A 15,187-nucleotide genomic window follows, 5' to 3' on the forward strand; every position below is an offset into this window, starting at 1 on the left:
TCTGGTGTGATCGGTTTCGTTGGCGTGCCTGCCTAGGCCAGCAGCCCGGACGACTGCCACAACTTCCTTCCGACGCCACGCAGCACGCCGATGTCGTCGAGGAAGTCGGTGAGCTTCTTCGCCCCCTGCTGCATCACGTCCCGGCGGTGGGCACTCGCCCTGACCTGGGCGACGGCCGCGCGCCTGTCCAGGCCGACGTCGGTGTACACCTCCGGGTTCACGAAGGCCACGGAGAACACCCGGGCGAACTCGCCCGAGGTGACCCGGGTGAACTCCTGCGACCACTTCGGAGCGGTCACCATCTGGCGCCGCAGCTCCTCACGGGCGTAGCGCACGTGCCGTGCCTCCTCGACGACGTGGATGCGCGTGACGCCCCGGATCAGCGGCTGGACCCGCTCGTCCGGGAAGGTCAGCCGCTGCATCCAGTCCAGGACCTCCTCGCCGAGCAGGGTGGCCGTGAAGGAGCCGGGAGTGGTGGAGATCGTCTTGAACAGCCGGCCGAGATTCTGGTGGACCCGGCTCACCGGGTACCAGGGGGTGCCGCCGCGGGTGATCAGCCGGGCGAACATCTTCGAGTGCCGGCACTCGTCCTCGATCTCGGTGAGCGCGTACCGCACGTGCGCGCTCGTGGCGGCCTTGTCGTAGATGTGCCGGACCAGCAGCTGCATCAGGATCAGCTCGAACCAGATGCCCAGCGAGGCGAGTGCCGCCGCCTCGTGCCGGGAGAGCAGGAGGCGCTGCTCCTCGCTCATCCGCCGCCACATCGGGGTGCCGTACAGCGACACCAGCTCCGGCGGCCAGAACCACTTGCCCTCCTCGAAGGGCGCGTCCCAGTCCAGCTCCTTGTCCGGGTCGAAGGAGTGCCTGGCGGACGAGTCGAGCAACCGCTGAGCCACCTGCTCCCGGTCCTTGAGCAGCCCGAGCGCGTCCCGCAGGCCGTCGAGTGCTTCGGTTTCCGACAGGGTCGTCATGACGGTTCCACCTCGGAGGCGTCTCGGGTTACCGGCGGGTCACCCACTTATGAGACTGCCTGTCAGCAAGCCCGTCAATCCCTTGAGCGGGACTTGTTGAGGGGTGATCCACCCGGCGGCGGCGTCAACGGCGCGCCTTGCCGTTCGCCTCATGAAGTGCCGTCCCGCCGTTCGCCCTGGGTACGCTGGCACTGCCGGTCACACTGCAGCACATGGGAGCGATCATGAGCGCCGCACACGACTACGGGCTGGACGACGACTACGAGTGGCCTCGTCCGCCGGTCGGTGGCTGGACGGCGGACGACCTGGACAAGCTTCCCAACCTGCCTCCGCACACGGAGCTGATCGACGGGAGCCTCGTCTTCGTGAGTCCGCAGACCAACTTCCACTCGCGCGTCATCCGCCTCCTGGACAACGCCCTGCTGGCTCAAGTGCCGGACGGGCTTGACGTCCAGCGTGAGATGACCATCAAGCTCGACAAGCGCAACCGTCCGGAGCCCGATGTTCTGGTGTTCAAGGCGGACGCCGATACCGGCCCGGGCCAGACCTGGTACCGGCCGGAGGACGTCGTGCTCGCCGTCGAGGTCGTTTCCAAGGACTCGGAGGAGCGGGACCGTGAAGCGAAGCCGCGGAAGTATGCGACCGCGGGCATCCCGCACTACTGGCGCGTCGAGCAGAACGACGGACTCCCCGTGGTCCACGTCTACGAACTGGACCCGATGACCAAGTCGTACGTACCGATGGGCATCTTCCACAACCGCCTCAAGCTGGCCGTTCCGTTCCCCGTCGACATCGACCTCACCGCCGTCGACCGCCGCCGTTAGACCGAGCAGTCCAGCCCTTCCGGTACCTCCCCGATCAGCGGCTCCGCGCCTCCCGGCGGGAACGACGTCCGCAGGGTGAAGGCGTACGGGGTCGGGCCGTTGGTGCGCAGGTGGAGGAGGCGGGACTCCGCCTCCGTGACCGTCGGGCGGTGGCCTGCCGGGACCCACCACAGGGTCACCATCGCCTCCTCGACACGCTCGAACCTCCCCCACTGCCTCAAAGGCGTGGGGGGACCCCCACCCTGCGGCGGGCCAGCATCTCCCGGTGGCGGCCCTGGTACATGAACGCCGTCAGGGTGTCGGTGTCCCGCCACACCGACATGTTGATGATCAGCCAGGAGTCGCCGAAGACGGCGATGTCCGTCGCGTCGCCCTCCTCGCTCCGGAGGCGCCAGACGAAGCCGTCGGCGGCCTCGGCGTCCGCGTTCACCGGGTCGAGACTGTCGACGAAGTCCTTCAACTGCGGTGAGTCCAATGGGGACTTGAGGCGGGCGATGTTCACCTGGGCGAGTTCGTACGCGGTCTCGGTCATGTACCGAACGTTAGGTCGGGAATGGGACGCTCCGGCACCCCCGTCTCAGCAAGTGGTCGGCCCGGGCTACGACTTCAGCACCGCCCGCATCACCGCCCGCGCGATCGGCGCCGCCGTCCCGCCGCCGCTGATCTCCCGCCGGTTCGCCGCCGCGTCCTCGACCACCACCGCGACCGCCACCCTCGCCTCCATGTCCTCGCCGCCCTGCGCCCAGGAGATGAACCAGGCGTACGGCGTACCGGAGTTGCCCAGGCCGTGCTGGGCGGTGCCGGTCTTGCCGCCGACGATCGCGCCGGGGATCGCGGCCTTCGTGCCGGTACCGTCCTCCACCACGCCCCGCATCAGCTCCCGCATCCGCATCGCCGTCGCCGGATGCATGGCCCGCCGTACCGGACGCGAACCCGTCGTCGACACCGTGCCGCCGCTCGCCCGCGTGGTCCGCTCCACCAGATACGGCTCCCGCACCTGCCCGCCGCCCGCCACGGCCGCCGCGACCATCGCCATCTGCAGTGGTGTCGCCCGGGTGTTGTACTGCCCGATCGACGACAGCGCGAGCTGCGCCCGGTCCACCGTGGTGTCGAAGGTGCTGCGCGCCACCCGGAACGGAATGCGTACGTCCGGGTCGTTGAAACCGAAGTTCTCGGCCGTCGTCTCCATCTTCGCCACCCCCGTGGTCACCCCCAGTCTGGCGAACACCGTGTTGCAGGACCAGACGAACGCCTCCCGCACCGAGGCGTCCTCGCAGCCCTTGGACCCGTTGGTCAGCCGGGTCCTGGTCCCCGGCAGGGTGTACGGGTCGGGGGAGTCGGTCGGCTTGTCCAGGTTCTTGACCACGCCCGCGTCCAGCGCCGCCGCCGCGGTGACCACCTTGAACGTCGAACCCGGTGGATACGTCCGCTGCACCGCCCGGTTCAGCATCGGCCGGTCCGGATCGGCGTTCAGTCGCGCCCAGGCGTCCCGCGCCGCCGCGCCGTTCCCGGACAGCAGCGCGGGATCGTACGACGGGACCGACACCAGCGCCAGAATCCGGCCGGTCGACGGCTCCACCGCCGCCACCGCGCCCTTCCGCGAGCGCAGCCCCTCGTACGCCGCCCGCTGCGCCGCCGGATCGATCGTCGTCACCACATGGCCGCCCGCGCTGCGGGAGCGCGTGAACTCGTTCCACAGCGGCAGCGGCGCGAGCACCGGGGCGGCCCCGGACAGCAGCCCGTCCTCCGTGTGCTCCAGCAGCGTCGTCCCGTACTCCTGCGAGGCGAAGCCGGTCACCGGGGCGTACAACGGCCCGTCACGGTACGTCCGTTCGTAGCGCAGATGCTCCCCGGTGTCCCGTGATCCGGTGACCGGCCGCCCGCCGGCCAGGATGTCGCCGCGCGGCTGCCGGTAGCGGGCGATGGCCTCCCGGCGGTTGGCCGGGTTGCTGTCGTAGGCGTCTGCCCGCAGGACCTGGACGCGGGCGGCGTTCACCAGCAGCGCCACCAGCAGCAGGGCGCAGAACAGCGCGGCGTGCCGGATGTGCCGGGTCACCGGAGCGCACCCCCGCCGCTGCGCCGGACGCGACGGCTCACCGGAGCGCACCCCCGTCGTCCTGCCGCCGCGCGCAGTCGCTCAGCCGGACCAGCAGCGCCACGATCGCCCAGTTGGTCACCACCGACGAGCCGCCCTGCGCCAGGAACGGCATCGCCATCCCGGTCAGCGGGATCAGCCCGGTCACCCCGCCCGCGATCACGAACACCTGGAGCGCCACGAGCGAGGCGAGGCCCACGGCGAGCAGCCGCCCGAAGGGGTCGCGCAGGGCCAGCCCCGCCCGGTAGCCGCGCTCCACCAGCAGTCCGTAGAGCAGGAAGATCGCGGACAGCCCGGCCAGGCCCAGCTCCTCACCGGCCGTCGCCAGGATGAAGTCGGACTTGACCGCGAAGCCGATGAGCACCGAGTGCCCGAGCCCGAGCCCGGTGCCGAGCATCCCGCCCTCCGCGAAGGCGAACAGGGACTGGGCGATCTGGTTCGGGCCCTCGCCCGCCTCGATCGAGCCGAACGGACGCAGCCAGGTCTCGATCCTGTGGTGCACGTGCGGCTCCAGCCGGCCCACCGCCACCGCCCCCAGCGAGGCCAGCAGCAGCCCCACCGCGATCCAGCCCGTGCGGCCGGTGGCGACGTACAGCAGGACCACGAACAGACCGAAGAACAGCAGCGAGGTACCGAGGTCCCGCTCCAGCACCAGCACGCCCACACTGACCAGCCAGACGGCGACGATCGGGCCGAGCACCCGCCCGGTGGGCAGTTGGAGGCGGCGGCCGGCGTAGGTGAGGGCGCCCCGGTTCGCGGCGAGGTACGCGGCGAAGAAGACCGCCAGCAGCACCTTCGCGAACTCTCCGGGCTGGATGGAGAATCCGGCGACCCGGATCCAGATCCGGGCCCCGTTCACCGCCGGGAAGAGGATCGGGACCGTCAGCAGGACCAGCGCGGTGGTGACACAGACGTAGGTGTAGTTCTGGAGCACCCGGTGGTCGCGGAGCACCAGGACGACCATGATGAACAGCGCCACGCCCAGTGTCGACCAGACCAGCTGGGTCGGGGCCGCCGGATCGCCCGGCGTCTCCAGGTCGAGCCGGTAGATCAGCACCAGACCGAGGCCGTTGAGCAGCACCCCGATGGGGAGCAGCACCGGGTCGGCGCCCGGGGCGCGCCAGCGCACCGCCAGATGGGCGACCAGCGCGAGCACGCCGAGCCCGGCGCCGTAACCGGCGGCGCCGGGCGGGACGGTGCCGTTCCTGGCGAGGCCGACGGCGCAGTAGCCGTACACCGACAGCAGGACGGCCAGGACGATCAGGGCGAGCTCGACACCGCGGCGCCCGGTGAGGCGGACGGCGGGCGTGGGCGGATCCGCCGTCGCCAGGGTGATACCGGCCTTGCTCATGTCCGGAACTTACCCAAATAGGGCGCCTTGCGTGCTTCGCTCGTCAGCACCAGCGTGGCGCGGGGCCGATGTTGTCGATGTGGGCGGCCGGACCCCACGCCCAGGTGCCGTCCGTGAGGAGGTACCAGAGGGGATTGCCGTCCACCTTGTCGCCGGGGACCTTGCAGAAGATCGAGACGACGTCGCCCTTGTGGGCGTACCGGATGACCTGCGAACCCCGGTTCGGGGCGCTGCGCAGGGCCAGGGACCTCGCCGTGACGACACCCTTGTACTCACCCTGGTCGCCGTGGTTGCCGCCGGCCTGGTTGTTGAAGTCGCCGTTGCCGCCCTGCTGGTTGCCGTTGCCGCCTTGCTGGTCGGCGTTGCCTTGCTGGTGGCCGTTACCGCCTTGCTGGTTGCCGCCACCCTGCTGGTTGCCGTTGCCGTTGCCGTCCTGCTGGTGGCCGTTGCCGCCCTGCTGGTTGCCGTTGCCGTTGCCGCCCTGCTGGTTGCCGCCACCGTTGCCGCCTTGTTGGTTGCCGCCACCGTTGCCACCCTGCTGGTTGCCGCCACCCTGCTGGTTGCCGTTGCCGTTGCCGTCCTGCTGGTGGCCGTTGCCGCCTTGTTGGTTGCCGCCACCGTTGCCGCCTTGTTGGTTGCCGCCACCGTTGCCACCCTGCTGGTTGCCGCCACCCTGCTGGTTGCCGCCACCGTTGCCGTCCTGCTGGTGGCCGTTACCACCTTGCTGGTTGCCGTTGCCGCCCTGCTGGCTCCAGTTCCCCTGGCCGCCGCCCTGGTTCGGGTCGTCGGCGGCGACGGCGGGGGTGACGGCGGTCGCGACCGCGAGGGCCCCGGCGGCGAGAGCTATGGGCAGACGGCGGGTGAGCGGGGGACGCAGGGACATGGCAGTACCTCCACATGCGGGGAAACGGGTCGAAGGAGACTTATCGCCACACTAGGAGCGGCCCTCCGCACCCGCCCGCCCTGCTGCGCCATCGGGGACGGCGCCATCCGCGTCGCCTACTCCGTCAGCTCCTCCAGCAGCCGCGCCGTGGACAGTCCGGCGCGGAGGTAGTCGACGAACAGGTCGTTGTGCAGGGCCCAGGACGAACGGCGGGAGCGGACCAGCCGGATCGCCGCCTCGGCGGTCCGGCCCTGCCGTATCAGCGCGTGCGTGACCATCAGGCCCGAGCGGTTGTACCCGTGGTAACAGCGCACGAGGACCGTACGGCCGGCGTCCAGCGCCTCGCACGCCGCCTCGGCCGGCCGGATCACGCCCGCGAGCTGCGTTCCGTCCAGCGGCCCGTCGGGGATCGGCCACACATGGTGCTCGACCCCGGGACCCGGCCCGTGCCCGGGCAGCCGCAACAACGTCTGCACAAGATCGAACTGCCGGTTCACCACGGCGAACTCCAGCCGGCCGGAAAGGCCCCGGAACTCGTGCCCGCCCATCCACGGACCGGGCACGATCTCGTTCCACGGACTGTCCGGAGGCGGTACGTCGGGTTGCTTCCTGCGGGTACGCAACGGCGCCTCCCCACCCCCACCGCCCAACTCCTCTCCAAGGTAACCGGCTCCTTGCCCCCGGAGCACCCGCCTGTTCCCATGGACGTGAGGTGATGATGCATGACCGGACTGCGCGTCATACCGACCTGGCGGCACGGCCGGGAAAGGCTGTACGTCTGCCTCCCGGACGGCAGGGACCTCGCCTGGTACGACCGTGGGACCGCCAGGGTGAACCTGCTCGGCGGGGACCGCGAGGAGGACGTGCTCGCCGCATTGGGGCCCTTCCTCACCGGCCCGGTCTCGGTCGGCCCGCCCCCGGTCCCCACCCCCGCCGAGCTGGCACGTCTGTCCCTGCACCCCGACGACGACCTCGCGCCGAACCGCCCCGGCGAGGCGCTGCTGATCGACCTCGACCGCGATCCCGGACCGGCCCACCGCCTCCGCCCCGACCCGCGCCGCAGGGCGCTCACCGCGGAGCGGACGGTGGGCGAGGCCCTGGACCGCATGGACGGCGCCGGCTGGCACACCCTGCACTCGATCCCGCTCCCCGGCGGTGACCGCATCCACCACCTGCTGATCGGCCCCGGAGGTCTGTACGCCGTCCACGCCCTGTACGCCCACCGGCAGCGGGTGACGGTCGCCGACCCCCGGGTCGGCCTGGGCCGTCACGAACCGCGGCCTCTGCTGCGCCGGGTCCGGGCCGACGCCGACCGCGCCTCCTGCGCCCTGACGGCCGAGGTCCGCCCGGTGCTCGTCCTGGTCGGCGCGTCGGCCGTGACGGTCCCGGCCCCGCCCCGCGGGGTGCGCGTCCTGACGGACGCCGACGTGGAGATCCTGGCCCGCGCGGGCGGAGTCCTGAAACCGGCCGACACGGAGGCCCTGCACGCGATGGCCCGGGACCGGAACACCTGGACCCGGCTGTGACCGGCCGGTGCGGCACTTTCTCCGGATCGCCGAGCGCGAGCCGTCGCCCCCGTCCCGGCGACAAGCATCATAAGATGGGAATCTCGCGCAAAATGTGACAACTGCCATGAATGTGACCGGCGAGTGACCGGAAAGGTGCCGCACATGAGATCCATCTGGAACGGCGTGATCTCGTTCGGCCTGGTCAGAATCCCGATCAAGCTCGTGAACGCCACCGAGAGCCACGCGGTGCCCTTCCGCGAGATCCACACGGAGGACGGTGGCCGGATCCGCCACCGCAAGTTCTGCGAGCTGGAGGACCGCGAGGTCACCGCTCAGGAGATCAGCAGGGGCTACGAGGAGGCGGACGGCACGATCATCCCGATCACCGACGAGGACCTGGCCCACCTGCCGATCCCCACCGCCAGGACGATCGAGATCGTCACCTTCGTCCCCGAGGACAGCATCGACCCGCTCCAACTGGGCGCCGCGTACTACCTGGCGGCGGGCAGGGCGCCGGCCGCCAGGCCGTACACGCTCCTGCGGGAGGCCCTGAAGCGCGGCAACAGGGTGGCCATCGCGAAGTTCGCGCTGCGGGGCAGGGAGCGCCTGGGCATGCTCCGCGTGGTCGGTGAGGCGATCGCCCTGCACGGTCTGCTCTGGCCGGACGAGGTCCGCGCCCCCGAAGGGATCGCCCCCGACGCGGACGTCACCCTCCATGACAAGGAGCTGAACCTCGCGGACGCCCTGATGGACGCCCTCGGCGAGGTCGGCCTGGAGGACCTGCGCGACGAGTACCGCGAGGCGGTGGAGGAGGTCGTCGCCGCCAAGATCTCCGGCGAGGCACTGCCCGAGGTGCCCGAGCCGGAGCGCGGCGTCGAGGTCCTGGACCTGACGACGGCCCTGGAGCGGAGCGTCCGCGCGGTCCGCGGTGAGCCGGAGGAGGCCGAGGTCGAGCGGTTGCCGCAGCGCAGGACGTCCCGCTCGTCCCCCAAGGGGGCCGGCGGCAGGAAGTCCACGTCGGCGGCGGAGAAGAAGCCGGCGTCCTCGGCACGGAAGACGACGTCGAAGACGAGCCAGGCCGAGAAGAAGACGACGGCGAAGAGCACGGCCGGGGGCACGGCGGGGAAGGCACCCTCGAAGAAGACTCCGGCGAAGAAGGCGGCGTCCCGTAAACGCTCGGCCTGACCCGCCGCGGAGGGGCCGCCCGCGCGCCGGCGCCACGAGGGCGGCGTGCGGGCCACCGGCTCCGCCTACGCCACCCGCCTCAGCGCCAGCACCGCGTTGTGCCCACCGAACCCGAACGAGTTGCTCAGCACCAGATCACCGGCATCCGGCAGCACCCGCGGTTCCCCCCGCACCACGTCCAGATCGATCGCGTCGTCGACCTCCCCGCAGCCCACCGTCGCCGGCACCATCCCGTGGTGCAGCGTGAGCACCGCGGCGACCGCCTCCACCCCGCCCGCGGCCCCCTGGAGATGCCCCAGGTGCCCCTTCAAGGCCGTGACCGGCACATTCCGCCGCCCGAGCACACCCCGTAGCGCCCGAGCCTCCGCGAGATCACCGTCGACCGTCGCGGTGGCGTGCGCGTTGACGTGGACCACGTCCGCCACCCGGCCCCCCGCGTCCCGCACGGCCCGCCGCAGCGCGAGCGCGATGCCGTCGCCGGTCGGATCCGGCGCCGCGACATGATGGGCGTCGGCGGACAGCCCCCATCCGGCGGCTTCGCAGTAGATACGGGCCCCACGGGCGCGCGCGTGCTCCTCGGACTCCAGGACGAGCACCCCCGCCCCCTCCCCGTTGACGAACCCGTCACGGTCCCTGGCGAACGGGCGCGACGGCGAGCCCTCGGACGGGTCGCCCTCGGCCAGCGCCCGCATCGCCGCGAAGGACGCCATGATCGCCGGCGTCACGACCGCCTCGGCACCGCCCGCGAGGGCGACGTCGACCCGCCCGTACCGGATGCGGTCGACCGCCTGCCCGATCGCCTCGGTCCCGGAGGCGCACGCGCTGGTCACGGTGCGCGCCTCACCGGTGATGTGCAGGTCGAGCGAGACCTGCGAGGCCGCCTGCGAGGGCACCGTCATGGGCGTGGTGAGCGGTGGGACACCGCGCGGCCCCTTCTCCCGCAGCTTCCGGTCCCCGCCGACCAGCACCGACGCGTCCCCGAGGATGGCGCCGAGACTCACCCCGACCCGTTCCGGATCGAGCCCGCTCCCGCGCGTACCGCCCTCCGCGTACCCCGCGTCGGTCCATGCCTCCCGCGCCGCCAGCACGGCGAACTGCGCGGCCCGGTTCATCCGCCGCGCCGTCTGCCGGGGCAGCAGCCCGGCCGGGTCCACCGGCACGGTCCCGGCGATCCGCACCGGCAGCCCGTCGAACTCCGTGCCCACCAACTCCCGTATGCCGTGCCGCCCTTCGATCAGCCCCTGCCACAACTCGCCCGCACCGACGCCCAGCGGGGTGACGGCACCGAGCCCGGTGACGACGACCCGCCGTGCCCCGGCCGCCTCCGCCGCCCGCACGGGGCGCGGTTCGTGCCGCACGACGTCACCCTCCCGATCGGCCCCGGCGGCCCACCGGCGCACATCGGCGTCGGACACCGGCTCGGACGGGCTCCCACCGTCGGCGTACCAGCCGCCCCAGCGGCGGACGTACGTCACCTCCTGGGCCCGCGGGTCGACGGCGCGCAGGGTGCGCACCCGGTCCCCGTCCCGGAACTCCACGCCCTCGAGGGCCGGAGAGCTCACCCGCGGGACCGCGGCCACGTCCATCCGCCGCCCGGCGACGGTCACCCGCTGTTCGCGGCGCAGCGCCTCCTCGTGGTCCACCCCGCCGAGCGGCGGTCGCAGCGTGACCCGGATCACCTCCGGGCCCTCGGGCAGTGTGTGCGTCACGACATGCCACCGGTGCCGCACCGCGTCCTCGTGGGACAGGGCGAACAGGTCACCGGGAACGACCTCGGCGGCGGTAACCGCGTACGGGCGTATGGGTACTTCAGGCGTTTCGGGGAAGTGGGTCATGGCCGCGCATGCTCTCTTTGATCCGAACTGTCGTACTGGGGGCGATTACGAGTGTTCTGTACGACATGCGAACGGACCATTGTTGAATCGCGGGCATGTCCGTTTTGCCATGTTCTACCAGGCGGGTGACGGGAGACACATCCGGTAACGCGCGAGCGGGGCCGACGAGTTACCCGGCCGTAGCCCGTATGTGCAAAACGTCACGAATCACCCGACGCCCGCGCGGGCGCGGCGGCCCGCGTGCTGACGGCCGTCGCGTTCACCCCGCACACCGGGAACCCGCCCGGAACGGCCGGACCCCGGGCGCGGAGGCGACGACCACCGCGCCGACGAGGACGGAGCCGGCGGCCGGATCCCGGGCCTCTGGGACCGCGGGCGGAACGGGCGGCTGACCTCGGCCCCTCACCGGGAGGGCGCGGCGGAGGGCTGGTCCTTCGCCCACCACAGGAACGCGGCGGCGTGCTGCTGATTGGCGAACCCCTCGCCGACCAGGGAACGCAGCAGGTCGTTGCTCCAGAGGATGAGCCGCCCGAGCGTCCAGTTCACCGACTCCGGCGCCGGCAGCTCCAGCCCGTAGACCTTCCGCGCGATCTCGCGCTTGCCGCCCGCCTCCGTCGTGTACTTGAGGATCGTCAGGAACCGCTCGGGCTCCATCACGCACAACACCCGCGTGAGCAGGGCCTCCTTGAACCCGGTCATGGCGAACGGCTCGGTCCCGGCCAACAGATGGTGCAGCCGGTCCCCGAGCGGTGTGTCGTCGGGCCCGTACAGGAGGTACGCGATCGTCTCGCGGGTCGCCTCCCCGGCTGCGGCGTCACCCATGGCGTTCCAGGCGGAGTTGAACGTGGCCTGGTTGCCGGGGCGGGCGCCGACCTCGGAGTTGGCGAAGTCCTTCAGACGCCTCGGATCGCACGCGCGCAACCCGTCGGGGGAGAGGATCTCCTGGTACTCCGCCCAGTAGGCCGCGACCCGGGGATCGAAGTCCGGCCGCACGGCGAGGTACCGCTCCTTGAGCCGGGCCACGTGCTCCAGCCTGCCGGGTTCGACGTCCCCGGCCTTCGGGAAGCGCGCCGCGAGCTCGTCGAAGGAGCAGGGCGCCCGTTCCTTCTTCGGAGCCGCGGGCGCCGCGTGCTCCCATTCGTAGCCGCACCGGTGCCTGACGACCCGGCCCCCGCCCTCCAGGCTCCGGACCACCTCGATGTCCTCGTCGTCACTGCACAGCGGACACATGACCAGGGCCATGCCACCCCCCCCAACCACCGCGGAGCCCGAACCCCGCCGTGAACCGATGCGCCTCACACTCGAGGAACACCCTAGGTCCCGGGCGTTCGGCTCCCTACCCCTTGACCGCCCCCGACGTGAGCCCCCGGACGAACGACCGTTGCAGCGCCAGGAAGGCGAGCACCGACGGCAGCATCGCCAGGAAGGCGCCCACCAGCAGCACCCCGATGCCCACCTGGTCGTCCGAGCGCAGGGAGCGCAGCGCTAGCGGCAGGGTGTACTGCGCCGGATCGGTGGCGACCAGCAGCGGCAGCATGTACTGGTCCCAGATCATGGTGAACCCGAAGATGCCGATCACGCCCAGGGCGGGGCGGCAGAGCGGCAGGACGACCTGCCAGAAGACGCGCAGCTCGCCCGCGCCGTCCAGCCGCGCCGACTCCTCCAGCTCCTTGGGGATCTCCTTCATGAACTCGGTCATCACCAGGATCGAGAAGCCCCACGCCGCCACCGGCACGATCATGCCGACCAGCGAACCGACCAGACTGATGTGCAGCACCGGCAGATCCGCCAGCAGCACCGACAGCGGAACGGCCAGCACCTCCTCCGGCAGCATCATCGTGGCCAGGATGAGCACCAGCACCACCGCCGAGCCGCGGAACCGCTTGCGGGCCAGCGCGTACCCGGCGAAGACACTGACCAGCACCTGCAGGGCCAGCCCGCCGCCCACCACGAGGAAGGAGTTGAGGAGGTAGTCGAGGACGTTCCGGTCGATCGCCCGTTCCAGGTTGTCCAGGGACAGCCGGTCCGGGAACAGGGTGAACTGCGTCGGGTCCACGGTCGGCGTGAAGGCGCCGACCATCAGCGCCAGCAGCGGCCCCGCGAAGACCGCGAAGAGGACGGTGTACAGGACGAACCGCAGCACCCGGGCCCACGGCCCGCGCGCCTCCTGCAGGCCGAGCGCGGTGTCGTTCCTCATCGGACCCCCTTACGGCGCAGGCGCGAGGCGACGGTCAGCACCAGCAGGATCAGGAACAGCAGGACGGTCCCGGCCGCCGCGACCCCCAGCTCGTTGCGTTCCAGACCGAGCTTGTACGTCAGTGTCAGCAGCACCTCCGTCGAGCCGTCGGGCCCGCCGTTGGTGAGCAGGAACACCTCGGTGAAGATCCGCAGGCCCCGGATCGCGGCCAGGGTCAGCAGGATCGCGAACACCGGCCGCAGTCCGGGCAGTGTGACGTGCCAGATCCGGCGGAAGCGCGAGGCCCCGTCGACCGCCGACGCCTCGTAGAGCACCCGGTCCACGCCGGCCAGCCCCGCCAGGAAGATCATCATGTCGTACGGGGCACCCCGCCAGACGCCGACGAAGGCGATGGACGCCAGCGAACTGTCCGGCGAGTTGAGGAACTCGCTGGGCCCCATGCCAAAAACGGACAGCACCGAGTTCAGCGCACCGCCCTCGGCCGGGTAGTACATGACCCGCCACACCTCGGCCACCACCGCCATGGCCGTGACCACCGGCAGGAAGATCGCCGACCGGATGAACCACAGCGACCGGGTCTGGCCCTCCAGCAACAGGGCCAGCGCCAGCCCGAGCACGACCGAACCGGCGGTCGTGGCCACGGCCAGGACCACCGTGTGCCACACCGCCGCGCCGAAGTCGGCGCTGCCCGCGATCTCGGAGTAGTTCGCGCCGCCGACATAGGTGTTGCCGAGGAACGGCCGGACCTCCTCGAAGCTCATCCGCACGGCCTGAGCCATGGGAATGAACTTGAAGTACAGGAACAGCAGCAGGGCCGGCGCCAGGAAGAGCCAGGGCGTCGCGGCCCGCCGCAACCGCGTCCTCACCGGCGGGGCCGTGCGGAGCGGACCTCGGGCGACCGGTCCGCGCGACGTCCGCGCCTCGGTCACCGCCATCAGCCCTTGGCCCCCTGCTTCTCGAGCTCGTCGTCGATCTCGCCGGCCAGCTTCTTCATCGCCCCGGCCACGTCGCGCGAGCAGTCGGAGACGACGCCGTTGAGGCCCTCGGAGGAGATCTGCCGGACGGTGGACCAGTTGGGCAGGGCCGGCGCGTTGCGGCCGGACGTGTCGTAGACCTGCTGGAAGACGTCCCAGCGCGGGTCGCCGCGCTCGGCGGCCCCGTCCACCTGGGTGTTGACCGGCAGCCGGACGATGATGCCGCCGTTGTCGACCCCGAGGCCGATCTTCTGGCCGGCGGGGGAGGCGGCGAACTCGGCGAACTCCTGCTGACCCTTCTCGTTGGCCGAGCCGGCCATCATGTAGACGTTCTCGCCCTCGGCCAGGGCGGCCTCGCCGCCGGCGCCCGGCGGTGCCGCGACGACCTCGTACTTGTCCTTGCCCAGCGACCCGTCGAAGCGCGGCAGCATGTACGGGCCGGTCAGGTAGATGCCGCCCTTGCCGCTCTCGAAGACGGTGTGCGTGGTGGAGGAGTCGGCGGTACTGGCCCCCGGCTGGACGACCTCGGAGTCGCAGAACATCGCCTGCAGCTTCTCCACGGCCCCGACGGACGCGGCCCCGTCGATCGCGGGCGCGTAGCCGTCGCCCTGCTTCTTGACGAACTCGCCGCCCTCCGACCACAGCATGGTGGAGAACCACCAGGTCAGATAGCCGCGGGTGGTGCTCCCCGGCACCACCATGCCGGCGGTGTCGTCCTCGCCGTTGCCGTCCGGGTCCTCCTCGGTGAACTTGACGGCCAGCTCGGTGAGTTCGTCCCACGACTTCGGTACGGACGCCCCCACCTCCTCCCGCCAGTCCTTGCGTATCAGCAGCGCGAAGGCCTGCGCGTTGAAGGGCACCCCGTAGTACTTGCCGTCGTACCCCCGCGCCGCCTCCCAGGCCCGGTCGGCGATGTCGGCGCTCCCGGCGACGCCCTCGCGGTCGACCTCACGGACCAGCCCCTGGGCCACCAGGTTCCCCAACTGGCCGGTGTCGTTGATGACGATGTCCGGCAGGTCCTTCTGCGCCGTGCGCTGCTGCAGCTTGGTCTCGAAGTCCGTCACGCCGACGGCGACCAGCTTCGCCTCGATGCCGCTCTCCTCGGAGAACGCCGCGGTGAGCGCCTCCGCCGACTCCGCGGCGGGACTGCCGGCGTCCTGCCGGATCCACACCTCCAACGATGCGGACTCGTCCTGCTGTTGACCCGACCCGCCCGAGGAGCACCCGGTGGCGGTGACGGCGGCTACGGCGAGAACGGCGGCGAGCGCGCCGAACCACCGCCCTCCTTCTTGCTTACGGAGTTGTTTCGACACGGGTGTCTCCGTTCGGGTCCGTACAGGCGAGGTGACCGGACTCTACGCACA

The 15,187-nt window shown here is 71.4% G+C and carries 13 protein-coding genes and 1 pseudogene; 3 read left to right on the top strand and 11 right to left on the bottom strand.

Annotated features, from left to right (window positions below; all coding sequences use genetic code 11):
* Nucleotides 1-32: 32 nt before the first annotated feature.
* Entirely contained in the window at nucleotides 33-971 is a 939-nt protein-coding gene (locus ACH4VX_RS04440) for a diiron oxygenase (protein ID WP_398365825.1), read from the bottom strand.
* Between the two features lie 224 nt (nucleotides 972-1,195).
* Between ACH4VX_RS04440 and ACH4VX_RS04445 the strand changes: the two genes are divergently transcribed.
* Nucleotides 1,196-1,795 (top strand): Uma2 family endonuclease, encoded by a 600-nt coding sequence (locus ACH4VX_RS04445; protein WP_398365826.1) that lies wholly within the window; start codon nucleotides 1,196-1,198, stop codon nucleotides 1,793-1,795.
* Here the strand turns inward: ACH4VX_RS04445 and ACH4VX_RS04450 are convergent.
* From ACH4VX_RS04450 to ACH4VX_RS04470, 5 genes and pseudogenes are all read right to left on the bottom strand, one after another.
* Nucleotides 1,792-2,327: pseudogene (locus ACH4VX_RS04450) on the bottom strand (DUF3291 domain-containing protein). The gene ACH4VX_RS04445 and the pseudogene ACH4VX_RS04450 overlap by 4 nt on opposite strands.
* A gap of 66 nt (nucleotides 2,328-2,393) precedes the next feature.
* Nucleotides 2,394-3,851 (bottom strand): penicillin-binding transpeptidase domain-containing protein, encoded by a 1,458-nt coding sequence (locus ACH4VX_RS04455; RefSeq protein WP_398365827.1) that lies wholly within the window; start codon nucleotides 3,849-3,851, stop codon nucleotides 2,394-2,396.
* 37 nt (nucleotides 3,852-3,888) lie between these two features.
* Nucleotides 3,889-5,241, bottom strand: a complete 1,353-nt coding sequence (locus ACH4VX_RS04460) for an FtsW/RodA/SpoVE family cell cycle protein (protein ID WP_398365828.1) — start codon at nucleotides 5,239-5,241, stop codon at nucleotides 3,889-3,891.
* 43 nt (nucleotides 5,242-5,284) lie between these two features.
* Nucleotides 5,285-6,124 carry an SH3 domain-containing protein gene (locus ACH4VX_RS04465; protein WP_398365829.1) on the bottom strand — a complete coding sequence of 280 codons (840 nt, stop codon included), beginning with the start codon at nucleotides 6,122-6,124 and terminating at the stop codon, nucleotides 5,285-5,287.
* A 116-nt stretch (nucleotides 6,125-6,240) separates the two neighbouring features.
* Nucleotides 6,241-6,747 carry a protein phosphatase gene (locus ACH4VX_RS04470; RefSeq protein ID WP_398365830.1) on the bottom strand — a complete coding sequence of 169 codons (507 nt, stop codon included), beginning with the start codon at nucleotides 6,745-6,747 and terminating at the stop codon, nucleotides 6,241-6,243.
* Between the two features lie 99 nt (nucleotides 6,748-6,846).
* Here ACH4VX_RS04470 and ACH4VX_RS04475 point away from each other — a divergent pair, with 99 nt between their 5' ends.
* Together ACH4VX_RS04475 and ACH4VX_RS04480 are read left to right on the top strand one after the other, a co-directional pair.
* On the top strand, nucleotides 6,847-7,650 hold the full coding sequence (locus ACH4VX_RS04475) for a nuclease-related domain-containing protein (protein ID WP_398365831.1): 804 nt from the start codon (nucleotides 6,847-6,849) through the stop codon (nucleotides 7,648-7,650).
* Between the two features lie 135 nt (nucleotides 7,651-7,785).
* Nucleotides 7,786-8,817 carry a Ku protein gene (locus tag ACH4VX_RS04480; protein WP_398365938.1) on the top strand — a complete coding sequence of 344 codons (1,032 nt, stop codon included), beginning with the start codon at nucleotides 7,786-7,788 and terminating at the stop codon, nucleotides 8,815-8,817.
* A gap of 65 nt (nucleotides 8,818-8,882) precedes the next feature.
* Here ACH4VX_RS04480 and ACH4VX_RS04485 read toward each other — a convergent pair whose 3' ends face one another.
* From ACH4VX_RS04485 to ACH4VX_RS04505, 5 genes are all read right to left on the bottom strand, one after another.
* A complete protein-coding gene (locus ACH4VX_RS04485; protein WP_398365832.1) occupies nucleotides 8,883-10,652 on the bottom strand; it encodes a beta-ketoacyl-[acyl-carrier-protein] synthase family protein in 1,770 nt (589 codons plus the stop codon).
* Between the two features lie 402 nt (nucleotides 10,653-11,054).
* Nucleotides 11,055-11,894, bottom strand: a complete 840-nt coding sequence (locus tag ACH4VX_RS04490) for a hypothetical protein (protein ID WP_398365833.1) — start codon at nucleotides 11,892-11,894, stop codon at nucleotides 11,055-11,057.
* 94 nt (nucleotides 11,895-11,988) lie between these two features.
* Nucleotides 11,989-12,849 (bottom strand): carbohydrate ABC transporter permease, encoded by an 861-nt coding sequence (locus tag ACH4VX_RS04495; RefSeq protein WP_398365834.1) that lies wholly within the window; start codon nucleotides 12,847-12,849, stop codon nucleotides 11,989-11,991.
* Nucleotides 12,846-13,784: a carbohydrate ABC transporter permease gene (locus ACH4VX_RS04500; protein WP_398365835.1), complete on the bottom strand. Its 939-nt coding sequence runs from the start codon at nucleotides 13,782-13,784 to the stop codon at nucleotides 12,846-12,848. The genes ACH4VX_RS04495 and ACH4VX_RS04500 overlap by 4 nt, the downstream gene beginning before the upstream one ends.
* Nucleotides 13,784-15,136: an extracellular solute-binding protein gene (locus ACH4VX_RS04505; protein ID WP_398365836.1), complete on the bottom strand. Its 1,353-nt coding sequence runs from the start codon at nucleotides 15,134-15,136 to the stop codon at nucleotides 13,784-13,786. Before ACH4VX_RS04505 ends, ACH4VX_RS04500 begins: the two co-directional genes overlap by 1 nt.
* Between the last annotated feature and the right edge of the window lie 51 nt (nucleotides 15,137-15,187).

It is taken from the genome of Streptomyces sp. NPDC020731 (assembly GCF_044334705.1).
Lineage (GTDB): Bacteria > Actinomycetota > Actinomycetes > Streptomycetales > Streptomycetaceae > Streptomyces.